Source organism: Pectobacterium actinidiae, assembly GCF_000803315.1.
Classification (GTDB): Bacteria; Pseudomonadota; Gammaproteobacteria; order Enterobacterales; family Enterobacteriaceae; genus Pectobacterium; species Pectobacterium actinidiae.
The window spans coordinates 1,189,500-1,214,673 of the sequence record NZ_JRMH01000001.1 but is presented as its reverse complement, the minus strand read 5'-3'; the positions used below and the strand labels follow the sequence as shown (position 1 = coordinate 1,214,673).

Here is a 25,174-nt window from a genome sequence, read left to right as displayed (position 1 = left end):
ATTCACATCTTGTGCGGCGCCATTCCTGACGCCGCCTGAACACTCAACCAAGCTTAAACACACTACCCTGGTTTAAAACGACGCTTAGAATTTTTCCCAGTTGTCGTTACTGGGTGGCAGTGCTTTGGCTGCACGCGGTGCAATCGCTGGCGCTTTCTGCACCGGCTTTGCCGCCACTTGCAGCCCTGACTGCGTCTCGGACAGTTGGAACAGCGACACAGTCTGGTTCAACAGCGCCGCCTGCTCTTCCAGCGACAAGGCTGCCGAAGAGGCCTGTTCAACCAACGCGGCGTTTTGCTGCGTTACGCTGTCCATTTCCGCCACAGCCTGACCAACCTGCGCAATCCCTTTGCTCTGCTCTTCCGAGGCAGAGGCAATTTCACCCATGATATCCGTCACGTTAGTCACCGCACGGACGATATCCTGCATGGTGTCACCCGCGTCGCTAACCAGATTGGAACCGGTATCTACACAGCGAACAGACTCAGAAATCAGCCCTTCAATCTCTTTCGCCGCCTGCGCACTGCGCTGCGCCAGACTGCGTACTTCACCCGCTACGACAGCAAACCCACGCCCTTGCTCGCCTGCACGCGCGGCTTCTACCGCCGCGTTCAACGCCAGAATGTTGGTCTGGAACGCAATGCCATTAATCACAGTGGTGATTTCTGCGATTCTTCTTGAGCTGCCGGAGATTTCCGCCATGGTTTTCACCACGTTCTCAACGATTTCACCGCCCTTCTTCGCCGTTGTAGAGGCTTGTAATGCCAGTTGGCTGGCATGGTTGGCGTTTTCGGCATTCTGTTTCACCGTCGCCGTCAGTTGCTCCATGCTCGCTGCGGTTTCTTCCAACGCGGAAGCCTGCTCTTCGGTACGTGAAGACAGATCGTTGTTGCCTGCGGCAATTTCAGAAGCGCCCTGATAGATGGAATCCGTGCTGTTTCTGATCGTGCTAACCGTGCTGGCTAAACTCCCCTGCATTTCACGCAGCAGAGGGAACAGGCGACCCACGCAGTTGTTACCGAAGTCCAGGATTGGCTTGCCCAGGTGGCCGGAAGCAATCACGCTAAAGTGATAGCGCAGGTCATTTAACGGACGAACCAGACACACCACCAGATAGCGGTCGGTCAGGAACAGCATGATCAGGCCGATAACCAACCCGCTCAGCAAAATGTTCTGTCCAATCGTGGTGATTTGTTCAAAACGGACACCCGCCGCATCGAATTTTTCCGCGCTGGCTTTACTGAATGCGGAGAGAGAAGCGCCAAACTGACGGCTCAATGGCGGCACAACGTTTTTGGCCTGATTTTGGTAGTCATCCAGCGCATTGGCAGCGGCCTTCTGGTAAAGTGGTTCAACGCCTTGGGTAACCAGATTATCCCAATCACGGCTAACGGCCTGTACCAGCGCAGCATCCAAACCTGCATGATCGATAGCATTAAACGCCACCAAATCAGACTTCAGTTTATCCAGCGCGACAAGTGCAGAAGCCTGCTCTTTATCTGCGGTGGCATTATCACCGCTGCGACGAGCGTCAACTGCACGCGCCAGACGGGTTACCATACGGAAATATTGATCGTTACCCTGGTTGATAAAATTCATGTTCTGAACCAGCAAGGTGCTGGTTTTCGAGGTCGCCGTCATCTCCTTAAAAGAGAACATGGTATATATCGATACGCCCCCCCAGAGAATACAAAAAATGCCCAGCACCCATAGCATAGCGGTTCTGATAGCAATATTTTTTATAAGTTTCATTGTTTACTCCAAATCAGGAAAATGGTTAAAAAGATTTTTATCGCTAATCAACCGATATGAATCAGAAAATTCACACCATGAAACAAGTCACTTCTCCCTAGTGTTTACATTTCACCGAGTTGAAAACTCAAAAACCACGCTAACTCATCGGCTAAACACAGAGAATATTTAGCGCTCTCGCTATATTTCTTAATATAATTTTTCATATTGAGAATAAGCGCACCTATTTTTATAGATATGAGTCTTTTAATCATAGGCTTGCAAACGAATACATCGTTTACCCACGTCCTGCGTGCGTTGGCATGAATATGCGATTAGGTGAAAAGGCAACTTGAATGAAATTTCATTTTATTCTTTAACATCAAAAGAATAAAACCTTCCCTTAACACTTGCATCGTTTCAGTTGCAAATGGTTATAGTTCTTATTTTCATTAATTAAGAATATTCCCAAGAAATGTTACAAAATCTTAATTCTATAAAAACATTATCTTTTGTAAGCACTTTAATTCCCACGAATAGCAATGTACCGCTCCGTGATTTTTATTCTTCACAAACAGAAGTCTGCTTTTAATTACAATCGAAACAAAAAATAAAATAAAAAGTGAATTCATAAAAAATGAAACGCAGTTATAAATAAATAACCTCAACACCATTAAGGAAATGTGCGCGTAATCTCAGACCGAGAGCATAATCCCTATTTATCATAGGGATTTTAGTCTCCGTAGGGATGTTTTCGTTTTCTTACTTACCTTCGCATTTCACATACTCTTGATTTACGCATCCTTACCGATACGAGTTTCTCCCGATGTGAGTGTCTGTTATTATTAACAGATAAGTGGGTGAAATATTACACCATACCATTAGGAATCAAGAGGTTATTCAATTCATGGCACTCATCGGAATATTTTTTGGCAGTGATACTGGCAACACTGAAAACATCGCCAAAACGATTCAACAGCAGTTAGGCACCAACGTTGCTGATGTTCATGACATCGCTAAAAGCAGCAAAGAAGATCTCGAAGGTTTCGATATTCTGCTGCTGGGTATTCCAACCTGGTATTACGGTGAAGCTCAGTGCGATTGGGATGACTTCTTCCCGTCGTTGGAAGAAGTGGATTTCACAGGAAAATTGGTTGCTCTGTTTGGCTGCGGCGATCAGGAAGACTATGCAGAATACTTCTGTGATGCCATGGGCACCATCCGTGACATTATTGAGCCACGCGGCGCGACGATTGTCGGTCACTGGCCAACAGAGGGCTATTACTTTGAAGCCTCTAAAGGACTCGCCGACGACAATCACTTCATCGGCTTGGCTATCGATGAAGATCGTCAGCCTGAACTGACCAGCGAACGCGTGACAACGTGGGTGAACCAGATCAGCGATGAGCTGAACCTGAAAGAGCTGGTTGGCTAAGCCATTTTGGCTCTGATAAGCGCTATCAGAGCCAAAACAGTATTGATAGGTAAAACCTTTCATAATAATTGATACATTTTTTTAACTTCTATCAGTAAACCTGTACAATAATCCCATCGGCTTTGTACGTGCATCATCATTTCCTCATTCACCAACAACGAATTGCGTTGTATACCAATAGTGTGAATAGGGACAATATTGTTAACATTCGCTTGTTTTCATTTTGTATGCGCGGTTCTATAATTGAGACGCTTTTGCATTTTTTGAGCCGACCGATGTCATAGGCTAGGCAGCCTCCATTGATAAGTAAGCAACAGGATTAAACCCGCATGACTGACAACAACACCGCATTAAAGAAGGCCGGCCTGAAAGTCACTCTTCCAAGACTGAAAATACTGGAAGTGTTACAGGACCCTGTCTGCCATCACGTCAGTGCGGAAGATTTATATAAGAAACTGATTGATATGGGCGAAGAGATTGGTCTTGCTACCGTCTATCGCGTACTCAACCAGTTTGATGATGCGGGTATCGTCACTCGTCATAACTTCGAAGGTGGAAAATCCGTCTTTGAATTGACGCAGCAGCATCATCACGATCACTTAATTTGCCTCGACTGTGGCAAAGTCATTGAATTCCGCGATGAGTCTATCGAAGCGCGTCAGCGTGAGATCGCAGAAAGACACGGCATCAAACTGTCCAACCACAGTCTGTATCTCTATGGGCATTGCAGTGAAGGGGATTGCCGAGAGGATGAAACCCTGCACGATTCCACGCGATAAATAAATCGACCGCATAAAAAAATAAAACCGCCAAGGCGGTTTTATTTTTGTCTTCTTACCCGTGGCCTTAGCCTACCCAGGTATCTCGCAGTCCAACCGTACGGTTAAACACCAAATGCTCGGCACTGGAGTAAACGCGGTCCGCACAGAAATAGCCTTCGCGCTCAAACTGATACGCTTTCTCTACTTCCGCCTGCGTCAGGCTCGCTTCCACAAAGCCTTGCGTAATTTTCAGTGAATCTGGATTAATCGTCGACAGGAAATCCTCCGCCGCCCCTGGATTTGCCACACTGAACAGGCGATCGTACAAGCGGAATTCTGCTGGTACCGCGTGTGCCGCAGAAACCCAGTGGATAACACCTTTCACTTTACGGCCGTCAGCCGGATCTTTGCTCAGCGTTTCCGCATCATAGCTACAGTAGATCGTAGTGATGGTGCCCTGCTCATCTTTATCAATACGCTCAGCTTTGATCACATAGGCATTACGCAGACGCACTTCTTTACCCAGCACCAGACGCTTGTACTGTTTGTTGGCCTCTTCGCGGAAGTCAGCGCGATCGATGTAAACTTCGCGGCTGAATGCGACCTGACGTGAGCCCATTTCCGGCTTGTTCGGATGGTTTGGCATCGCGACAAATTCTTCGTGCTCAGCTGGCAAATTCTCGATTACGACTTTGACCGGATCCAACACCGCCATTGCACGTGGAGCATTCTCATTCAGGTCATCACGAATACAGGACTCTAGCGCGGCCATTTCCACGTTGTTATCCTGCTTCGTTACGCCGATACGCACACAAAACTCACGGATAGATGACGCGCTGTAACCACGACGGCGCAGACCAGAGATGGTCGGCATACGCGGATCGTCCCATCCTTCAACGACGTTTTCCACAACCAGCTGATTCAGCTTACGCTTGGACATAATCGCGTATTCGAGATTAAGGCGGGAGAATTCGTACTGACGCGGGTGGCAAGGAATAGTGATGTTATCCAGCACCCAGTCATATAGACGGCGGTTATCCTGGAATTCCAGCGTACACAGTGAATGCGTGATCCCTTCCAGCGCATCGGAAATGCAGTGGGTGAAGTCATACATCGGATAGATGCACCACTTGTTGCCCGTCTGGTGATGATCGGCAAATTTAATACGATACAACACCGGATCGCGCATCACGATAAAAGACGATGCCATATCGATTTTTGCACGTAAACAGGCCGTCCCTTCCGCAAACCCGCCGTTGCGCATTTTTTCAAACAGCGCCAGGTTTTCTTGCACGGTACGGTCGCGATAAGGGCTGTTTTTGCCTGGTGCCGTCAGCGTACCACGGTATTCACGAATCTGCTCAGGCGTCAGCTCATCGACGTAAGCCAGCCCTTTACTAATCAATTCAACCGCATAGGCATGTAGTTGATCGAAATAATCAGAAGAATAACGAACGTCGCCGCTCCATGAAAAACCCAGCCACTCGACGTCACGTTTGATCGACTCAACGTACTCGATATCTTCTTTTACCGGATTGGTGTCGTCAAAACGCAGGTTGCATTGCCCCTGATAGTCACGCGCGATACCAAAATTCAGGCAAATAGATTTTGCATGCCCAATATGCAGATAGCCGTTCGGCTCTGGCGGGAAACGCGTCTGAATATGCTCATGTTTACCGGACGCCAGATCTTCATCGATAATCTGACGGATAAAGTTGGTTGGGCGGGCTTCAGCCTCACTCATTCTTCATTCCTCAATGCTAAAACGACGTATAACCGACAATGATCCAACAAGCTAGGCTGGGAAACAACCGTTAGTTTCATTTAATTATTCATAACGAAAAAAAAGGGCGAGATTGCTATCTCGCCCTACCACTTTCATCGACATAACATCGCGTTAAACCAGTAACGCCGTCATATTGTGCCTTGTCATACTATATCTTTTCATACTCCGCTTTCAGCGCGGTCGCTATCGATTCAGCCTGCGTACCCACAACAATCTGTACGCTCTGCTTATTCAAACGAATGACGCCCGCCGCACCAAGACGTTTTGCCTGTGCATCATCAACCAGAGAGGAATCTGCCACGTTCAAACGCAGACGTGTAATACAGGCATCAATGCCAGTCAGATTGGCTTTTCCGCCAAGCGCCTGCAAATAGCCTTGTGCCAGCACCGCTGCATCGCTTGATTTTTCGCCCGCAGACGCCGTACTCACGTCATAGCCATCGACTTCGCTACCGCTCACTGCCAGCTCACGTCCCGGCGTTAACAGATTGAAGCGAGTGATAGTAAAGCGGAACACCACATAATAAATGACGAAGAATACCAGTCCCTGTGCAAGCAGCATGTACCACTGTGTGGCCAGCGGGTTACGTGAAGACAACACCATATCCACCAGGCCAGCACTGAAACCAAATCCGGCAATCCAATGCATGCTCGCCGCGATAAAGACGGAAAAACCGGTCAGCAGCGCATGCAGGAAATACAGCACTGGTGCGACGAACATAAAGGAGAATTCCAGCGGCTCGGTGATCCCGGTAAAGAAGGAGGCAAAGGCCGCCGCCAGCATAATCCCGGCCACTTTACTTTTGTTCTCAGGGCGCGCGCAGTGATAAATCGCCAACGCCGCGCCCGGCAGACCGAACATCATAATCGGGAAAAAGCCCGCTTGATAACGTCCGGTGATCCCCACTACGGCTTTGCCAGAATCGATAGACTGCTGGCCAGCCAGGAAGTTAGGAATATCGTTGATGCCCGCCACATCGAACCAGAACACGGAATTCAGCGCGTGGTGCAGCCCAACAGGAATCAGCAAGCGGTTAAAGAAGGCATAAACCCCAGCGCCAACCGAACCCAACTGCTGAATATGTTCACCGAACGCGACCAGCGCATTGTAAATGACTGGCCAGACGTACATTAAAATGAACGCGACCAGAATCATCAGGAAAGAAACCAGAATCGGCACCAAGCGGCGTCCGCTGAAGAACGACAGCGCCTTAGGCAGTTCAACCTGACTGAAGCGGTTATACAGCTCAGCAGACATGACACCGACCAGAATCCCGATGAACTGGTTTTCAATCTTGCCAAACGCAGCGGGTACCTGTTCAACAGGGATCCGTTGGATCATGGCAACAACGGCCGGTGAACACAGCGTGGTCAGCACCAGATAACCAACAAAACCGGTCAATGCCGCCGCACCATCTTTATCTTTAGACATACCGTACGCGACACCGACGGCAAACAGCACGGCCATATGCCCGATAATCGCCTCACCCGATTTGATGAGGAGTGCCGCCAACGCGTTCTCGCTTCCCCAGCCAACCGGATCAATCCAGTAACCTATCCCCATCAGGATAGCGGCAGCAGGCAGCGTCGCGACAGGCACCATCAATGCCCGACCGACTTTTTGTAAATAGCTCAGAGTACTCACTTTTCCCTCTCTTACCTTTGCGAGGTAATGAAATGTTGTGGGGCAAACAAACCTGCCAATAAATTTCACTGCCGAAGAACGTCGCTGTCGAAAAACTGCATTGTCGAGAAAACATGGCAGCGGTGGTTCTTAGGGGGAGTGTAAGAAAAATAATTCGCTACACAAATTAAACCCCATAATTATGTGATAAAAATCACTAAAAAACTGCATATTAAAAGTTTATACCTGAATAAAACCCCAACTTATTTCAAGATTAAAAAAAACGGAGTAGACTAATTTTAATGCATAGACAAAACGCGCAGCTGGCGCGATTGACGCAATAACGAATTTAATTCCACTTAAAACCAGGAGAGCGCTGATGAGACTCATTCCCTTAACTACCGCCGCCGACGTCGGAAAATGGGCCGCCCGCCACATCGTTGAGAAGATTAACGCTTTCAAACCCAGCGCAGAGCGCCCTTTTATTCTGGGATTACCGACAGGCAGTTCGCCGCTAGAGGCCTACAAATCGCTGGTCGCCATGCACAAAGCAGGACTGGTGAGCTTCAAATACGTCATCACCTTCAATATGGATGAATATGTTGGTCTGCCGACCGATCATCCAGAAAGCTATCATACCTTCATGCATCAGAATTTTTTCAATCACGTTGATATTCCGCGTGAAAACATTAACCTGTTGAACGGCAACGCAGAAGACACCACAGCAGAATGTCGCCGCTATGAAGAGAAAATAAAGTCCTACGGGAAAATTCATCTTTTCATGGGCGGCGTGGGCAACGATGGACATATCGCCTTCAATGAACCCGCCTCCTCTCTGGCTTCCCGCACACGCATCAAAACGTTGACAGAAGAAACTCGTATCGCGAACTCTCGTTTCTTTGGCGGGGACGTCAGTCTGGTGCCTAAATTTGCGCTGACCGTTGGCGTTGGTACGTTGCTGGATGCCGAAGAAGTGATGATTCTGGTGACTGGTCGTAACAAGGCGCAGGCGCTACAGGCAGCGGTAGAAGGCAATGTTAACCATATGTGGACCATCAGCTGTCTGCAACTTCATGCCAAAGCCATCATGGTTTGTGACGAGCCTTCAACAATGGAGCTGAAGGTAAAAACCGTTAAATACTTCCGTGAATTAGAAACGGAAAGTATGAAAAATATCTAACCGATGCGGGAGTCGATGATGTACGCGTTAACTCATAGCCGGATTTTCACCGGCCATCAGATTTTGGATAATCACGCCGTCGTGATTGCCGATGGGCTGATCGAACGAGTCTGTCCACTTGCCGAACTTCCTGCCGGCATTGAACAACACGACCTGGGTGGTGCATTCCTCACCCCAGGGTTTATCGATCTCCAATTGAACGGCTGCGGCGGCGTGCAGTTCAACGACTCGCTGGACACGATCTCCGTCAAGACATTGGAGCTCATGCAGCAGGCAAACGAGCGTTCAGGCTGTACCAGCTTTTTACCTACGCTGATTACTTCCAGCGATGCGTTTATGAAGCACAGCATCTGCGTGATGAGAGACTGGCTGGCACAAAATCAGCATCAGGCGCTTGGGCTACATCTCGAAGGCCCTTGGCTGAATGTGATCAAAAAAGGCACGCATGACCCTGCTTTTATCCGCAAACCAACGCAAGAGTTAGTCGACTTTCTGTGCGCCAATGCGGATACCATTACGAAAATCACGCTGGCACCGGAAGAAGTCGAACCGTCAGTTATCCGTCAGCTAACAGCGGCAGGCATTATCGTCTCTGCGGGACATTCCAACGCCACCTGGGAACAGGCTAAGCTGGGTTTTTCCGCCGGTATTCGTTTCGCTACCCATCTGTTCAACGCCATGCCGTATTTGACCGGCCGCGAACCCGGTTTGGTCGGCGCGATTTACGATGCCCCGGAAGTCTATTGCGGCATTATCGCGGATGGACGACACGTTGATTGGGCCAATATTCGCAACAGTAAACGCATCAAGGGCGATAAGCTGGTGCTCGTTACCGACGCTACGGCACCGGCCGGTGCGGATATTGACCAGTTCATTTTTGCTGGTAAAACCATATACTACCGCGATGGCATTTGTGTCGATGAACACGGCACCTTGAGTGGTTCGGCACTGACCATGATTGACGCCGTACGTAATAGCGTCGAACACGCGGGTATCGCGCTGGATGAAGCGATTCGGATGGCAACGCTCTACCCCGCTCGCGCCATCGGCATCGATAAGCAGTTAGGCAGTATTGAAAGCGGTAAAGTGGCCAACCTGACCGTCTTTAACCGTGACTATCACATTCTCAAGACGTTTGTTAACGGTAATCCTGTTTGGGGATAAAACGAGAAACGCCTTGGGGTAACGCGGAAATACGTTGGGTACACTGAGATAAGGTTTACCCAACGTTGAGTTAAACCTAAGCGAGTAACTTCTTAATGACCACAGGCGGACAAGCGCAGATAGGGAATGTCGATCTGGTTAAGCAATTAAACAGTGCGGTGGTTTACCGCCTGATTGACCAGCAGGGCCCGATCTCACGCATTCAGATAGCAGAACAGAGCCAGCTTGCACCCGCCAGCGTCACCAAAATCACCCGCCAGCTTCTAGAACGTGGGCTCATCAAAGAAGTCGATCAGCAAGCCTCCACCGGCGGCAGACGCGCCATTTCGATTATTACCGAAAACCGTCCTTTCCATACCATAGCCGTACGCCTTGGCCGTTACGACGCCACTATTGCGCTGTACGATTTGCAGGGAAAAGCGCTGGAAGAAGCGCACTACGAACTACAAGAAAAAACGCAGGAGTCGCTGGAAGCCGCACTCTTTCAGGCCATCGGCGGTTTTATCACCAGCCATCAACGCCGCATACGCGAGCTCATTGCAATCTCTGTTGTGCTGCCGGGGCTGGTTGATCCCATTGCGGGCATCGTCCGCTACATGCCACACATCAGCGTGGATAACTGGCAACTGGTCAAAAACCTGCAACGCCAATTCAATGTTACCAGCTTTGTTGGTCACGATATCCGCAGCCTGGCGCTGGCAGAACACTATTTCGGTGCTACACATGATTCGCTGGATTCTATTCTGGTACGCGTCCATCGCGGCACAGGCGCGGGTATTCTCGTCAACGGGCAGATTTTTCTTGGCAGCAACGGCAACGTGGGCGAGATCGGCCATATTCAGATCGATCCGCTTGGCGATCGCTGCCACTGTGGCAATTTCGGCTGTCTGGAAACCGTCGTCGCCAACGCCGCCATTGAACAGCGCGTACAACACCTGCTGGGTCAGGGCTACCCCAGCAAGCTTTCTATCAATAACTGTACGATTTCTGCGATTTGCAAAGCAGCAAACCGAGGTGATGCCCTCGCCCGTGAAGTCATCGAACAGGCCGGGCTCAATCTCGGCAAAGCGCTGTCCATTGCGATCAACCTGTTCAATCCTCAGAAAGTCGTGATTGCTGGTGAAATCACCGAAGCAGAAAAAACCCTGCTTCCTGCAATCCAACGCTGCATCAACGCGCAGGTGCTGAAAGAATTTCGTCATAACCTGCCGATTGAGGTCTCCAGCCTCAACCATCTTTCCGCTATCAGCGCGTTTGCGTTGGTCAAACGGGCGATGCTAAACGGCGTGCTGCTACAGCAATTACTCGAAAACGCCTGAATCGCTTTCTGGCCGGATTATGTAATCACTAAAAATCTGGCTTTTCTCTTCTATGAATTTGACGAATCAACACCAAAAAACCGCATAAATTAACGAAATACCACGCCGATAGCTTTTTTCATTAAATAATATTGAATTCCTATGGCACTTTGATGCTAAATCAATGGCACTGAGTTCGAATCTGTCATTACTGGGAGTCATGTATGTGTTCTATTTTTGGTGTGCTTGATCTGAAAAGCGATCCTGTTGAACTGCGTAAGAAAGCGCTGGAGTTATCCCGTTTGATGCGTCACCGCGGGCCAGACTGGTCTGGCGTGTATGCCAGCGACAAAGCCATTCTGGCTCACGAACGTCTGTCTATCGTTGACGTCAACACGGGCGCACAGCCGCTTTACAACGCCGAGCGCACCCACATTCTGGCCGTTAACGGTGAAATTTATAACCATCAGGCATTGCGTCAGCAATACGGCGACCGTTACGCATTCCAGACTGGCTCCGACTGCGAAGTGATTCTGGCGCTGTATCAGGAAAAAGGCCCAGAATTCCTGGATGAACTGCGCGGCATGTTCGCCTTTGCCCTGTATGACAGCGAGAAAGACGCCTATCTGATTGGCCGTGACCACCTCGGCATCATCCCGTTGTATATGGGTTACGATGAGCACGGCAACTTCTACGTCGCTTCTGAAATGAAAGCGCTCGTACCGGTTTGCCGCACCATCAAAGAATTCCCGGCTGGCAGCTACCTGTGGAGCAAAGACGGCGAAATTCGCGAATATTACCAGCGCGACTGGTTTGATTACGACGCAGTAAAAGACAACGAGACGGATAAAGAAGCGCTGCGCGATGCGCTGGAAGAAGCGGTGAAAAGCCATCTGATGTCTGACGTGCCCTACGGCGTATTGCTCTCTGGCGGTCTGGACTCCTCTGTTATCTCTGCGATTACCAAAAAATATGCGGCACGTCGCGTAGAAGATGACGAGCGCAGTGAAGCCTGGTGGCCTCAGTTGCACTCTTTCGCCGTCGGTTTAGAAGGTGCGCCAGATTTGAAAGCCGCGCAGGAAGTTGCTAACCATTTGGGTACCGTGCACCATGAAATTCACTTCACCGTGCAGGAAGGACTGGATGCGATTCGCGACGTGATTTATCACATCGAAACCTATGACGTCACCACGATTCGCGCTTCAACGCCGATGTACCTAATGTCGCGTAAAATCAAAGCGATGGGCATCAAGATGGTGCTATCCGGTGAAGGTTCTGACGAAGTATTCGGCGGTTACCTCTATTTCCACAAAGCGCCAAACGCCAAAGAGTTGCACGAAGAAACCGTGCGTAAGCTGCTGGCATTGCACCAGTACGACTGCGCCCGCGCCAACAAAGCGATGTCAGCCTGGGGCGTGGAAGCTCGCGTACCGTTCCTGGACAAAAACTTCCTCGATGTCGCGATGCGCATCAACCCGCGCGACAAAATGTGTGGCAACGGCAAGATGGAGAAACACATTCTGCGCGAGTGCTTTGAATCCTACTTGCCGCACAGCGTTGCATGGCGTCAGAAAGAACAGTTCTCTGACGGCGTGGGCTACAGCTGGATCGACACGCTGAAAGAAGTAGCGGCTAATCAGGTTACCGATCAACAGTTGGAAACAGCACGCTTCCGCTTCCCGTACAACACGCCAGGCTCCAAAGAAGCGTATCTGTACCGTGAAATCTTCGAAGAGCTGTTCCCGGTTCCCAGCGCCGCAGAATGCGTGCCAGGTGGCCCGTCAGTCGCCTGTTCGTCTGCGAAAGCGATTGAGTGGGATGAATCTTTCAAGAAACTGGATGATCCATCAGGCCGCGCGGTTGGCGTACACCAGTCCGCCTACAAATAATTCGATTTAATTTCTTCAGTCAACGGGCCTTTCATGGCCCGTTTTTTTACGCTTAATTGACTGGGAATGCGTGCTTTTTGACGTTTTTCTCACCATACTGTTCACAACCCAAACAAACGATACATTGAGGGCGCTTTTCGGGAAAAAACTAGTTGACGCAATTAGGCCAACTACGCATAATGCGCCCCGCAACGCCGATGAAGGTGACGCGGAAAAGATGGCTACGTAGCTCAGCTGGTTAGAGCACAGCACTCATAATGCTGGGGTCACAGGTTCGATTCCCGTCGTAGCCACCATCTTTTTGCGGGAGTGGCGAAATTGGTAGACGCACCAGATTTAGGTTCTGGCGCCGCAAGGTGTGCGAGTTCAAGTCTCGCCTCCCGCACCATATCATCTTATCGGTCTGACATCGCTTTTCGAAGCCTGTTAGTGTTTTGTAGTGATTGGGGTATCGCCAAGCGGTAAGGCACCGGTTTTTGATACCGGCATTCCCTGGTTCGAATCCAGGTACCCCAGCCATTTCAAAACATATGCTGAAAAATTCGTTGTCCTATTGGGGTATCGCCAAGCGGTAAGGCACTGGTTTTTGATACCAGCATTCCCTGGTTCGAATCCAGGTACCCCAGCCATCTACTTGATAGTAGAAGATGTTGTTGAAGTGAAGTAACACTAGCAGTACATTTGGCTACGTAGCTCAGCTGGTTAGAGCACAGCACTCATAATGCTGGGGTCACAGGTTCGATTCCCGTCGTAGCCACCATATTATTGGGGTATCGCCAAGCGGTAAGGCACCGGATTCTGATTCCGGCATTCCGAGGTTCGAATCCTCGTACCCCAGCCAAATAAAGCTGGTAAAACAGCAAAGAAACGGGGCGACAGTCGAAAGACGTCGCCCCGTTTTGTTATGCATGGCGACAAAGTGGCGACAGATATAAAAACTTAGTCAACGGGTTAGTCATGAGGCACCATACTGAAAATGCAGATAAATATCTTATCCAGCGCTATCGTTACGGCTTATCTCTTGGGTTGTGGTTCGTTATATCTGTGGGGATTTTGGCTTCATTTTGATCTTAACATTCTCCAGTTTGTTGAAATTTCTGACATAGTCAAAGCCACTTTACTACCGATGTTAACTTCACTATTTCTGTTCTTGTTCCAGTGTGGAATGAATCATATAAATAATCCTACCTCTAGTAACTCGAAGGGGCTTATGAAGGCTGGGGGAGGGTATAAATACGTCGTGTACTTACAATACGGACTCCTTGCTCTAATGTTAGTATCGGGTTTGTATGGGTTAGGTTATCGCTTTTTCTACGGAACCAAAGCTGAAAAGTACCTATGCATAGGAGTGATAACAGCATTGGTAGTCTGCTTTCTGACTTACAAAAGCAAATTTCTTTTGGATCTTGGAAGATACCGAGCTTTCATGTTATTTCTAATTTGCACTTTACCATTGATTTTTATGAATAAAGGGATTCTAGATGCAAAAGATATCCTTTCAGGAAAGAACACCTTTTTAGTAGAATCTAACGTCAGTTGCTCACCAAATAAAGAACAAAAATTCAGATACATATCTACTTTATCAAGCAATGGATTTGCATACTCGCCAAGCGATAATTCTCTATGTGTGTTTAAATACGAATATATGAAATTATCAAAAGAGCCACAGATTCCAGAGAAGACGATTGGATGGCTCAACCGAGCAAATCAAGCGATCGTTGAATTTTTTGGAGGATAAATTCAGCTGCCAGAGTGTACTTTATACATCTCCAAGCTAAGTTTTTTAAGGAATTGCAGCCTTCTTGTTTTCTCTCAATGCCCACATATTGCTCCTTTGAGAGACAAATGAACTTTTATCCCCCGTTTTGTTATGTCTGGTATTAACATCATCCGGTGCTAACATATGCACACCAATCATTCGATTTTCCTAAAAGGGCGGGCATGAAGGTTTTATCTACATCCTCTGTTACTCATGGTTTTAGCCACGTTGTGCTGCCACATCAGAACGACATCAACCAATCGCGGCAATCTATCATGCTCACGCAGTTAGCGGCATTGATGCTCAGCGTGGCGTTGCTGTTATGCTTCATTACACCGACTTATGCAGGCAGCACCGCATCTTTTAAAATTTCATCGCAAACGTTCGCTGACCGGATGAATGCTAATCTGACGAAACTCAATATCCCTCTTAAATTGACCATTAATTTGGAAAAGGGAACATCCGTCGATGACTTTCAGCACATTTTTAACGAGTACGTCGGATTAATTGGGTCAGTAGAAAGTAAAAGCCAACAGCTAAATGGAATTGTGCTACTCAGCGCCGCGTCAGAACCCGCCGAAACAACAAGACAGAATCTGCAAATCGTTGCAGCCGCGTTTTCTGCGCTATTGGGCGAGAACAACCTTGAAAGCCCCGAGGTAACTGAGATGATGTTCGGCCTGCTTCAGGATAGCCAAACCTCAGGTAAAGGCGTTCGGCAAGTAGAAAAGGTTCGCTTTACAGCAACAACCAATGAGGACACCGATATTATCTTCACCGCCGAGCCCATGCCGTAACGGGCGGCGTCCTCATTATTCATCAGACGCCAATGGCATATTTCAACGCGCGCTGTTTTAACACGCCAGCGCGCTGTGCAACCATTAGCGCCATATTGCGTGCAAAGCTCAGCGGCGGTAACGCATTACTGAACGCGTTATAGAAGAGATCCATCCCGCTTTGCATCATCAGGTTATCCGGCATACGGCGACACTGATAGCGGCGTAATACGCGCTCAGAAGCCCATTCTTCTCCCGCATTGCGCGCGTTAATTAGCACATCCAGCAGCGCCTCAACGTCACGATATCCGAGATTAACGCCCTGCCCCGCCAGCGGATTAATGGTATGCGCCGCATCGCCTAGCAGTACCAAACCCGGTTTGATATAGGTTTGCGCATGGCGTCTGACCAGCGGGAATGACCCAGCGGAAAGCGCCTTGACCGAGCCCAATCGCTCAGGAAACGCAGCCGCAATTTCTTTATCCAGCTGTGTAAGCGGCATCGCCTGAAGCTGACGAATGCGCTGAGGACTGTCATACCATACCAGCGATCCCCACTGGTCAAACAGCGGCAAAAACGCACGTGGGCCGCTCGGTGTGAACTGCTGCCAGGTCACATCCTGCTGGGGTTGCGAGGTCTCTACACCGATCAACATACAAGACTGACGATACTGCCAGCCGCTGATGCCAATCCCTGCCCACTGGCGAACCTGAGAATTCGCGCCATCGGCTCCAATCACCAGCGAAGCTGTCAGTGTCTGCCCATCGGCAAGCTGTAAACACCAGCCATCATCTGTGCGTTGCAGGTTCTGCGGCGTAGCCGGGCAAAAACAGTGGCAGCGCGCCTCTTCCTGCAAACTTTCCCAGAGCGCCAGTTGCAGCACGCGGTTTTCCACCATAAACCCCAGTTCGGGCAGGTGGATGTCGGCAGCATCAAAAACGACTCTAGCATTCGCCCATTCCCAGGTTTCCAACCGACGGTAAGGCGCGCTGCGCATCTGCTGCACCCGCGACCAAGCGCCCAGCTCTTTCAATAGCGCAACCGACGCATAGCCAATCGCCGAGATCCGTAAATCAGGCTGACTGGCTGCATCAAACGGCGTCGGCATTTCCTGCTCGACCACTGCAACTTGAAATCCTTGCTGTGCCAGACCAAGCGCCGCGGCCGCGCCGACCATGCCACCGCCAACCACAATCGCATCGTAATGCATATTGGCTCTATCCTCTCTGGTTCTCGTTTATTCACACCAGTAAAAATGCATGAAAATAGTGTACTGGATTTGCGAGTAACTTTTCAGAAAAGCCGCATTTTTATAGAAAGTAAGGGGTTATCAAATCAGCGTGGTTTCCGGCGCTGGTCACAACGTCAGCGAACGATTACAATACCCGCCCCAAATGAGGGGAATCTTTCTTATCCGCACTGAGTAATGGCAAGTCGATGACAAAAAAACTGCATATTAAAACCTGGGGCTGTCAGATGAATGAGTACGACTCATCGAAGATGGCTGATTTACTGGGAAGTACGCACGGCTATGAGCTGACTGAAATCGCTGAAGAAGCCGATGTCCTGCTGCTCAATACCTGCTCGATCCGTGAAAAGGCGCAGGAAAAGGTCTTCCATCAACTTGGCCGTTGGAAAACGCTGAAAGATCTCAATCCGAACCTGATTATTGGTGTCGGTGGCTGCGTGGCCTCACAGGAAGGCGCGCATATTCGTGAACGTGCGCACTACGTTGACGTTATTTTTGGCCCGCAAACCTTGCACCGCCTGCCGGAAATGATTAATCACGTTCAGGGCACGCGTAGCCCCATCGTTGATATCAGTTTCCCTGAAATCGAAAAATTCGACCGCCTGCCAGAACCGCGCGCCGAAGGGCCGACGGCTTTCGTCTCCATCATGGAAGGCTGCAATAAATACTGCACATTCTGCGTTGTGCCTTATACCCGCGGCGAAGAAGTCAGCCGCCCGTGCGATGATGTGTTGTTCGAAATCGCTCAACTGGCCGCGCAAGGCGTGCGTGAAGTTAACCTTTTGGGACAGAACGTCAACGCTTATCGCGGCGAAACCTATGACGGTGAAATCTGCTCCTTTGCTGAGCTGCTTCGTCTGGTCGCCGCTATTGACGGGATCGATCGTGTCCGCTTTACCACCAGCCATCCGATTGAATTCACAGACGATATTATCAGCGTTTATGAAGACACGCCGGAGTTGGTCAGCTTCCTGCATTTACCCGTGCAAAGCGGCTCTGACCGCGTGCTGACGATGATGAAACGCCGTCATACCGCACTGGAATACAAAGCTATCATCCGTAAACTGCACAATGCGCGTCCGGGCATCCTGATCAGTTCTGACTTTATCGTCGGTTTCCCTGGCGAAACGCAGGCTGACTTTGAACAGACGATGAAGCTGATTAGCGATGTGAATTTCGATATGAGCTATAGCTTTGTCTATTCCGCCCGCCCAGGAACACCGGCTGCGGATATGGTTGATGATGTGCCAGAAGAAGAGAAAAAACAGCGTCTGTATCTTCTGCAAGAACGCATCACCCAGCAGGCGATGCGGTTTAGCCGCCTCATGCTCGGCACCGTCCAGCGTATTCTGGTAGAAGGCACCTCACGTAAGAGCGTAATGGAGTTGTCTGGTCGTACGGAAAACAACCGCGTCGTCAACTTCGAAGGTACACCGGATATGATCGGTAAATTCGTCGATGTGGAAATCGTTGATGTTTATACCAACTCGCTGCGCGGGATCGTGGTGCGCACCGAAGATCAAATGGATCTGCGCGTACATGAATCACCGTCTTCCGTGATTGCACGTACCCGCAAAGAGAATGACATCGGCGTCGGGTTCTATCAGCCGTAACCGACGTTCATTCCAGTCTCAGCATGATGATGGGTGGCTTTGCCACCCATTTTTTATGGCAGGCTATCCCTGCCTGCCACCCTCCGGGCCGTTGCTTCGCAACGTTGAAAAACGTTCCTGCGTTTTTTTATGGCAGGCCATCCATTCAATAATCCGTTTCAATTTCATGCTACTTACATTTGCTTTTGCGAGGCGGCATCCCAATATCATTATTGTGACTTGCACCATCGGGCATTCACGATGAATAATTCATTCATAGGGCGGACACATCAGACCGTCTGACAACTGTTCACTTTGTGCGGGCAGGATGGAGCCAGCACAGTTAACGCTCAAGAGGAATAATTTGAACGTAACGACACAAGAGATTGCCCTTGAACCCGCCGATAACCAACGCCTGCTCAGCCTTTGCGGCCCGTTTGATGACAATATTAAACAGTTAGAACGCCGCTTAGGCATCGAGATCAATCGCCGGGATAATCAATTCAAACTGGTCGGCAAAAGCCTGCTGACGCAAGCTGCCGCCGATATCCTGCAACGCTTGTATGTCGATACAGCCCCGGTACGTGGCGTCATTGGTGATATCGAGCCTGAGCAAATTCATCTTGCGATTAAAGAATCTCGAGTGCTGGAGCAGTCTGCGGAACACGTTCCTGACTATGGCAAAGTGGTCAATATCCGCACCAAACGCGGCGTAATCAAACCCCGCACACCGAATCAGGCACAGTATGTCGCCAACATCCTCGATCACGACATCACGTTCGGCGTTGGCCCTGCGGGAACGGGGAAAACCTACTTAGCCGTCGCTGCCGCCGTAGATGCGCTGGAGCGTCAGGATATTCGCCGCATTCTTCTCACGCGCCCGGCAGTCGAAGCGGGTGAAAAGCTGGGCTTCCTGCCTGGCGATCTGAGCCAGAAAGTCGATCCTTACCTGCGCCCACTTTATGATGCCCTGTTTGAAATGCTGGGCTTTGAGCGCGTCGAAAAGCTTATCGAGCGCAACGTGATTGAAGTCGCGCCGCTGGCTTACATGCGTGGCCGAACGCTGAACGATGCTTTCATTATTCTCGATGAAAGCCAGAACACCACCATCGAACAGATGAAGATGTTCCTGACGCGCATCGGATTTAACTCAAAAGCGGTCATCACCGGTGACGTCACGCAGATCGACCTGCCGAAGAATCTGAAATCCGGCTTACGCCACGCGATAGAAGTGCTGGCCGATGTCGAAGAGATCAGCTTTAACTTTTTCCACAGCGAGGACGTAGTGCGCCATCCGGTGGTTGCACGGATTGTGAATGCCTATGAAGCATGGGAAAATGCCGAACAGAAACGTAAAGACGCCCTAGCAGAACAGCGTAAGCGTGAAGCACAGGCTGCGGCATCAGATCAGGAGCAAAAATGAGTCAGGTGATTCTGGATTTACAAATCGCCAGCGAGCAAGCACAGGGACTACCGGAAGAAAAAGACTTTCAGCGCTGGCTGGAAGGCGCTCTGCCACAGTTTCAGGAAGTCTCTGAAGTCACCATCCGTATCGTGGATGAGGCAGAGAGCCGCGACCTGAATAACACCTATCGCGGTAAAGACAAGCCGACCAACGTGCTGTCGTTTCCTTTTGAAGCACCGCCAGAGGTTGAGCTTCCTTTGCTTGGCGATTTAATCATCTGCCGTCAGGTTGTCGAGCGTGAAGCCGCCGAGCAGGAAAAAACCGTAGAAGAGCACTGGGCGCATATGGTTGTCCATGGTAGCCTGCATCTGCTAGGGTACGACCATATTGAGGACAGCGAAGCCGAAGAAATGGAAGCGCTGGAAACCGAGATTATGCAGGGCATGGGTTATGCCGATCCCTACCTTGCAGAAAAAGATGGCCTCACTGAATAAATAGAAATACATTTTGTATAGACCCTAAATAATTCGAGTTGCAAGAAGGCGGCGACACAGCGAATCCCAGGAGCTTACACCAGTAAGTGACTGGGGAGAGTAAGGACAAATTGGCTTCGCCGATTTGAACGCCGCTTGCGGCGGCCCTTCAGGGCGAGGCTCAGAAATGAGCTGAGTATTGCCAACGCACATGCAGCTTGAAGTATGACGGGTATAGCCCGAAATCGGGAAGATAACGGGCATTTATCTTCACACATCAGCCACTGTGCCGCTTCCAGTTGCTGGCAATAATCCTTTACCAAGAGTGATGTTAATAAAAACGCATGAGCGACGACCATTCTCAAAACAGCGATGCACCCAGTCCCAAAAAGGGCTTCTTTTCTCTTATTCTTAATCAGCTTTTTCACGGCGAGCCAAAAGATCGTAACGGTTTACTCACTCTGATTCGTGATTCCGAACAGAATGACCTGATCGATCCTGAAACACGAGATATGCTCGAAGGCGTCATGGATATCGCCGACCAGCGTGTACGCGACATCATGATCCCCCGCTCGCAGATGATTACGCTCAAGCGCGATCAAACGCTGGAAGAGTGTCTGGACGTGATTATCGAATCCGCCCACTCTCGTTTCCCCGTCATTAGCGAAGATAAAGACCATATTGAAGGCATCCTGATGGCGAAGGATTTGCTGCCGTTTATGCGCAGCGACTCCGAACCGTTCAGTATGGATAAAGTTCTGCGTTCCGCCGTGGTTGTGCCGGAAAGCAAACGTGTTGATAGAATGCTGAATGAGTTCCGCTCACTGCGCTATCACATGGCAATTGTCATCGATGAGTTTGGTGGCGTATCCGGCCTGGTCACGATTGAAGATATTCTTGAGCTGATTGTCGGCGAAATTGAAGACGAATATGACGATGAAGAAGACAGAGATATTCGTCAGCTTAATCGCCAGACTTACACCGTGCGTGCGTTAACCGATATCGAAGATTTTAACGAGGCTTTCGGCACACGGTTCAGCGATGACGAGGTCGACACTATTGGCGGCTTGGTTATGCAGTCTTTCGGCCATCTTCCTGCCCGTGGCGAAACCATCGACATAGAAGGTTACCTGTTTAAGGTTGCGATGGCAGACAGCCGCCGTATTATTCAGGTTCATGTCAGAATCCCTGACAATGCCCCTCAACCAAAATTGGAAGAATAATTTGGCAATGGTTGTCGCTTCTTTTCTACAACGCCAGCAGGTTAAAGCCCTGCTGGCGCTCTTATTTGGTGCCTGTGGCACGCTGGCATTTTCTCCCTTTGATTTCTGGCCCGCGGCGATTATCTCGCTTATGGGTCTACAGGCGCTGATACTCAACCGTACGAGTCGCCAGTCAGCCTGGATAGGGTTTTGCTGGGGATTGGGTCTGTTCGGTAGCGGCGTTAACTGGGTTTACGTCAGCATCGCGCAATTTGGCGGAATGCCAGGCCCTGTCAATATCGCACTGGTCATTCTGCTCGCGGCGTATTTGTCGCTCTACCCACTGCTGTTTGCTGCCCTGCTCTCACGTTTCAGTCCAAAGACAACGCTGTGGCGTTTGGCACTGGCCGCCCCCGTGCTCTGGCAGTTCACCGAGTTTCTGCGTGGATGGGTGCTCACCGGTTTTCCGTGGCTGCAATTCGGCTACAGCCAAATTGACGGCCCGCTAAAAGGTATTGCGCCCATTTTGGGCATCGACACCATTACCTTCCTGCTGATGAGCCTCAGCGGATTGCTCGTTTATGCCATCCACCAACGTAAAGTCATTCCGGCGGCCATTGCTATCGGCGTTTTCGTTTTATCATGGCCACTGCGCGGTATTCAGTGGTACACCCTGCAACCTGAGCGCGCCGTCAATGTCGCACTGGTACAGGGCAATATCCCGCAGGCCATGAAATGGGAACAAGATGAGCTGTTGAACACGCTGAAGATCTATCTGGATAACAGCTTGCCCTATATGGACAAGGCACCTATCGTGATCTGGCCGGAAACGGCGATTCCAGATATTGAAAGCCGTCAGGGCGCTTATCTGAAACAGATTGACGATATCCTGCGTAGCCGCAATAGCAGCCTGATTACAGGTATCGTCGATATTCGGCGTGAGGGTAATAAAACCGATTTTTATAACTCGGTTATCGTGTTAGGCGACAAGGATCCCTATCACTACCCGACAAGAAATCGTTATAACAAAAATCATCTGGTGCCTTTTGGCGAGTTTGTCCCGTTGGAAACACTGTTACGCCCGCTGGCACCGTTCTTCGATCTCCCGATGTCGTCGTTCAGTCGGGGAGACTACGTTCAGCCTCAACTCTCGGTTCATGGCTTCAGGCTTAATGCCGCCATTTGTTATGAAATTATCTTAGGCCAGCAGTTGCGGGATAATTTCCGACCAGACACCGATATGTTGCTGACTATCTCGAACGATGCCTGGTTTGGTCATTCAATCGGGCCGTGGCAGCACTTCCAGATGGCACGAATGCGCGCGCTGGAATTAGGACGTCCTCTGGTTCGTAGTACCAATAACGGCGTCACAGCCGTAATTACGCCAGATGGCGAGGTCAGCGCCAGCCTGCCGCAGTTTACGCGTGCGGTGCTGAACACGCAGGTTGTGCCCGCTACCGGGGTCACGCCTTATGCACGCTTCGGTTCCTGGCCGCTGTGGATCATTACGCTACTGGGCGGCATCGTTACCGTTTTCTTCGGTTTACGTCGCCGCTAACCAGCCACTTCTCATTTCCCTAAGGGCATGCTTTTGCATGCCTTTTTTTATTTATGGCACGGTATTTGCCTGTTATTACCCTGTAAAAGGTTGTTTCTGTATTTTTTTGGATATTACGTCGGCTTCAAGCTCTCTATTGGAGCAAGTAACGCACCAAATTGGTGCTGAACTCTGACATTGCTGCCATTTGGTGCGGCGGATATCGCAAAAAACAAACATTTCCATTTCAATCTATTTACAATCAGCTACTTTTTAACTGTATAGACAGTAACTTCGCGCTTTAACGGTGCAGCGTTATCACTGAGAAGTCGCAAAGCGTTATGTATGAGTCATGCAGCGATACACGTTAACTTGAAGATGGCGACATATTAACCATACGGTTATTCACGACAGCGCTATAACTATTGCAGCAACGACAGCAAAGGAGTTAGAACATGCAAATGCGTAAACTGGCATTATCACTGCTTCTGCTTGGCACCGCCGCCAGCGTAGCTCAGGCTGAAGATCTGGCCGGTACATTGAAAAAGGTCAAAGATAATGGCGTGATCGTCATTGGACACCGCGAATCGTCCGTGCCTTTTTCTTACTATGACAACACGCAAAAAGTGGTCGGCTACTCTCAAGCCTACTCTGACAAAATTGTCGAAGCGGTTAAGAAAAAACTGGATGCGCCTAATCTACAGGTCAAACTACTCCCTATCACCTCTCAGAATCGTATCCCACTGTTGCAGAACGGTACCTTTGATTTTGAATGTGGTTCAACGACCAACAACCTGGAACGTCAGAAACAAGCCGCGTTCTCTAACACCATTTTCGTGGTCGGTACGCGCCTGTTAACCAAAAAAGACTCCGGCGTAAAAGACTTCCCAGAGCTGGCGGGTAAAACCGTCGTCGTGACCTCCGGTACCACCTCTGAAGTTCTGCTGAATAAGCTGAATGAAGAAAAACAGATGAAGATGCGCATCATCAGTGCGAAAGACCACGGTGACTCCTTCCGTACGCTGGAAAGCGGACGTGCTGTGGCCTTTATGATGGATGATGCTCTGCTGGCTGGCGAACGTGCGAAAGCGAAAAGCGCCGATCAGTGGGACATCGTCGGCAAAGCACAGTCGGAAGAAGCCTACGGCTGTATGCTGCGTAAAGACGATCCGCAATTCAAGAAACTGGTTGATGACACCATCGCCGAGGTTCAGACCTCCGGTGAAGCTGAGAAATGGTTCGATCGCTGGTTTAAACAGCCTATTCCACCAAAAGATCTTAACCTGAACTTTGAACTGTCAGATGAAATGAAGGCCTTGTTCAAAGCGCCAAATGACAAAGCGCTAAACTAATTAATAATGAAAATAAGGGCAGAGTTACCTGCCCTCTGATTGCTGATTCGTGGCAGGACAGACAGGCATGTGGTGGTCGTTCCCCATCACATGTTGCCCCGAGACATTTCGATAAGCAGGACAATAAACAATACGCCTGTAGTTTGAAACAGAACGGGAATATGGCCGCTCATCAATCTTCAGGGTAGCTTCGCTACCCTTTTTTTACCGGAGTTCGTTATGTCAATAGATTGGAACTGGGGCATATTTCTACAAGCCGCCCCCTTCGGCAACACAACCTACCTCGGGTGGATTTTGTCCGGTCTGCAAGTGACCGTCACATTATCTATCTGTGCCTGGATTATCGCTTTTCTCATTGGTTCTTTATTTGGAATCCTGCGTACCGTCCCAAACCGTTTCCTTGCGGGCATTGGTACCTGCTACGTCGAGCTATTTCGCAACGTCCCACTGATTGTCCAGTTTTTTACCTGGTATCTGGTGGTTCCCGAGCTGCTTCCCGTCAACATCGGCATGTGGTTTAAAGCCGAGCTAGATCCCAATATTCAATTCTTCCTGTCATCAATGATTTGTCTGGGGCTTTTCACCGCAGCACGCGTTTGTGAGCAGGTGCGTGCGGGGATTCAGTCTTTACCACGCGGGCAGAAAGCCGCCGGGCTGGCGATGGGTCTGACGTTACCGCAAACCTACCGTTATGTATTACTGCCGAATGCGTACCGCGTGATTGTTCCGCCGTTAACGTCAGAGATGTTGAACCTGGTAAAAAACTCGGCCATCGCTTCCACGATTGGTTTGGTTGATATGGCGGCACAAGCGGGAAAACTACTGGACTATTCCGCCCACGCGTATGAATCCTTTACCGCCATCACGCTGGCGTACGTTGGCATCAACGCCATCATTATGTTGATCATGCAGGTCGTTGAGCGGAAAACCCGTTTGCCGGGCAATATGGGGAGCAAATAAA

19 protein-coding genes and 6 tRNA genes are annotated in these 25,174 nt (G+C 49.8%); 21 read left to right on the top strand and 4 right to left on the bottom strand.

Features of this window, described 5'->3' with window-relative positions; all coding sequences use genetic code 11:
• Positions 1–84: 84 nt before the first annotated feature.
• Positions 85–1,752 carry a methyl-accepting chemotaxis protein gene (locus KKH3_RS05080; RefSeq protein WP_039356501.1) on the bottom strand — a complete coding sequence of 556 codons (1,668 nt, stop codon included), beginning with the start codon at positions 1,750–1,752 and terminating at the stop codon, positions 85–87.
• 886 nt (positions 1,753–2,638) lie between these two features.
• Between KKH3_RS05080 and fldA the strand changes: the two genes are divergently transcribed.
• Both fldA and fur read left to right on the top strand, forming a co-directional pair.
• Positions 2,639–3,166: a flavodoxin FldA gene (fldA, locus tag KKH3_RS05075; protein ID WP_039356499.1), complete on the top strand. Its 528-nt coding sequence runs from the start codon at positions 2,639–2,641 to the stop codon at positions 3,164–3,166.
• Between the two features lie 329 nt (positions 3,167–3,495).
• On the top strand, positions 3,496–3,945 hold the full coding sequence (gene fur / locus KKH3_RS05070; protein ID WP_039356497.1) for a ferric iron uptake transcriptional regulator: 450 nt from the start codon (positions 3,496–3,498) through the stop codon (positions 3,943–3,945).
• Positions 3,946–4,012: 67 nt separating this feature from the next.
• Here fur and glnS read toward each other — a convergent pair whose 3' ends face one another.
• Together glnS and nagE are read right to left on the bottom strand one after the other, a co-directional pair.
• Positions 4,013–5,671: a glutamine--tRNA ligase gene (glnS, locus tag KKH3_RS05065; protein ID WP_039356494.1), complete on the bottom strand. Its 1,659-nt coding sequence runs from the start codon at positions 5,669–5,671 to the stop codon at positions 4,013–4,015.
• Between the two features lie 190 nt (positions 5,672–5,861).
• Positions 5,862–7,358, bottom strand: coding sequence for an N-acetylglucosamine-specific PTS transporter subunit IIBC (nagE, locus tag KKH3_RS05060; protein WP_039356491.1), 1,497 nt, complete (start codon positions 7,356–7,358; stop codon positions 5,862–5,864).
• 358 nt (positions 7,359–7,716) lie between these two features.
• On the opposite strand from nagE, the gene nagB reads away from it, so the two are divergent.
• The 12 genes from nagB (at position 7,717) to KKH3_RS05000 (ending at position 15,424) form a co-directional block, all read left to right on the top strand.
• Positions 7,717–8,517 (top strand): glucosamine-6-phosphate deaminase, encoded by an 801-nt coding sequence (gene nagB, locus KKH3_RS05055; RefSeq protein ID WP_039356489.1) that lies wholly within the window; start codon positions 7,717–7,719, stop codon positions 8,515–8,517.
• Positions 8,518–8,535: 18 nt separating this feature from the next.
• On the top strand, positions 8,536–9,681 hold the full coding sequence (nagA, locus tag KKH3_RS05050; protein ID WP_039356487.1) for an N-acetylglucosamine-6-phosphate deacetylase: 1,146 nt from the start codon (positions 8,536–8,538) through the stop codon (positions 9,679–9,681).
• Between the two features lie 95 nt (positions 9,682–9,776).
• Complete coding sequence (nagC, locus tag KKH3_RS05045) at positions 9,777–11,000, top strand: DNA-binding transcriptional regulator NagC (RefSeq protein WP_039356485.1); 1,224 nt, start codon at positions 9,777–9,779, stop codon at positions 10,998–11,000.
• Positions 11,001–11,203: 203 nt separating this feature from the next.
• The gene (asnB, locus tag KKH3_RS05040; protein WP_039356483.1) at positions 11,204–12,868 is read left to right on the top strand and encodes an asparagine synthase B; all 1,665 of its coding nucleotides are present in this window, start codon (positions 11,204–11,206) and stop codon (positions 12,866–12,868) included.
• 219 nt (positions 12,869–13,087) lie between these two features.
• A tRNA-Met gene (locus KKH3_RS05035) sits at positions 13,088–13,164 on the top strand.
• Positions 13,165–13,171: 7 nt separating this feature from the next.
• A tRNA-Leu gene (locus tag KKH3_RS05030) sits at positions 13,172–13,256 on the top strand.
• 56 nt (positions 13,257–13,312) lie between these two features.
• A tRNA-Gln gene (locus KKH3_RS05025) sits at positions 13,313–13,387 on the top strand.
• A 35-nt stretch (positions 13,388–13,422) separates the two neighbouring features.
• Positions 13,423–13,497 (top strand) — tRNA-Gln (locus tag KKH3_RS05020).
• 54 nt (positions 13,498–13,551) lie between these two features.
• Positions 13,552–13,628: transfer RNA gene (locus tag KKH3_RS05015), tRNA-Met, on the top strand.
• A 6-nt stretch (positions 13,629–13,634) separates the two neighbouring features.
• Positions 13,635–13,709, top strand: a tRNA-Gln gene (locus tag KKH3_RS05010).
• 621 nt (positions 13,710–14,330) lie between these two features.
• The gene (locus KKH3_RS22195) at positions 14,331–14,606 is read left to right on the top strand and encodes a hypothetical protein (RefSeq protein WP_131591571.1); all 276 of its coding nucleotides are present in this window, start codon (positions 14,331–14,333) and stop codon (positions 14,604–14,606) included.
• Positions 14,607–14,809: 203 nt separating this feature from the next.
• Complete coding sequence (locus KKH3_RS05000) at positions 14,810–15,424, top strand: hypothetical protein (protein ID WP_039356476.1); 615 nt, start codon at positions 14,810–14,812, stop codon at positions 15,422–15,424.
• 22 nt (positions 15,425–15,446) lie between these two features.
• Here the strand turns inward: KKH3_RS05000 and ubiF are convergent, their stop codons facing one another.
• A complete protein-coding gene (gene ubiF, locus KKH3_RS04995; RefSeq protein WP_039356474.1) occupies positions 15,447–16,613 on the bottom strand; it encodes a 3-demethoxyubiquinol 3-hydroxylase in 1,167 nt (388 codons plus the stop codon).
• Positions 16,614–16,840: 227 nt separating this feature from the next.
• On the opposite strand from ubiF, the gene miaB reads away from it, so the two are divergent.
• From miaB to KKH3_RS04960, 7 genes are all read left to right on the top strand, one after another.
• Entirely contained in the window at positions 16,841–18,265 is a 1,425-nt protein-coding gene (gene miaB / locus KKH3_RS04990) for a tRNA (N6-isopentenyl adenosine(37)-C2)-methylthiotransferase MiaB (protein WP_039356471.1), read from the top strand.
• Between the two features lie 343 nt (positions 18,266–18,608).
• Positions 18,609–19,667 carry a PhoH family protein gene (locus KKH3_RS04985; protein WP_039356469.1) on the top strand — a complete coding sequence of 353 codons (1,059 nt, stop codon included), beginning with the start codon at positions 18,609–18,611 and terminating at the stop codon, positions 19,665–19,667.
• Complete coding sequence (ybeY, locus tag KKH3_RS04980) at positions 19,664–20,143, top strand: rRNA maturation RNase YbeY (RefSeq protein WP_039356467.1); 480 nt, start codon at positions 19,664–19,666, stop codon at positions 20,141–20,143. Before KKH3_RS04985 ends, ybeY begins: the two co-directional genes overlap by 4 nt.
• Before the next feature lie 323 nt (positions 20,144–20,466).
• Positions 20,467–21,345: a CNNM family magnesium/cobalt transport protein CorC gene (gene corC / locus KKH3_RS04975; protein ID WP_010298789.1), complete on the top strand. Its 879-nt coding sequence runs from the start codon at positions 20,467–20,469 to the stop codon at positions 21,343–21,345.
• Between the two features lie 7 nt (positions 21,346–21,352).
• Positions 21,353–22,882 (top strand): apolipoprotein N-acyltransferase, encoded by a 1,530-nt coding sequence (gene lnt / locus KKH3_RS04970; protein ID WP_039356465.1) that lies wholly within the window; start codon positions 21,353–21,355, stop codon positions 22,880–22,882.
• 434 nt (positions 22,883–23,316) lie between these two features.
• Complete coding sequence (locus KKH3_RS04965; protein ID WP_039356462.1) at positions 23,317–24,213, top strand: amino acid ABC transporter substrate-binding protein; 897 nt, start codon at positions 23,317–23,319, stop codon at positions 24,211–24,213.
• 219 nt (positions 24,214–24,432) lie between these two features.
• The gene (locus KKH3_RS04960; protein WP_010285409.1) at positions 24,433–25,173 is read left to right on the top strand and encodes an amino acid ABC transporter permease; all 741 of its coding nucleotides are present in this window, start codon (positions 24,433–24,435) and stop codon (positions 25,171–25,173) included.
• Position 25,174: the final 1 nt, after the last annotated feature.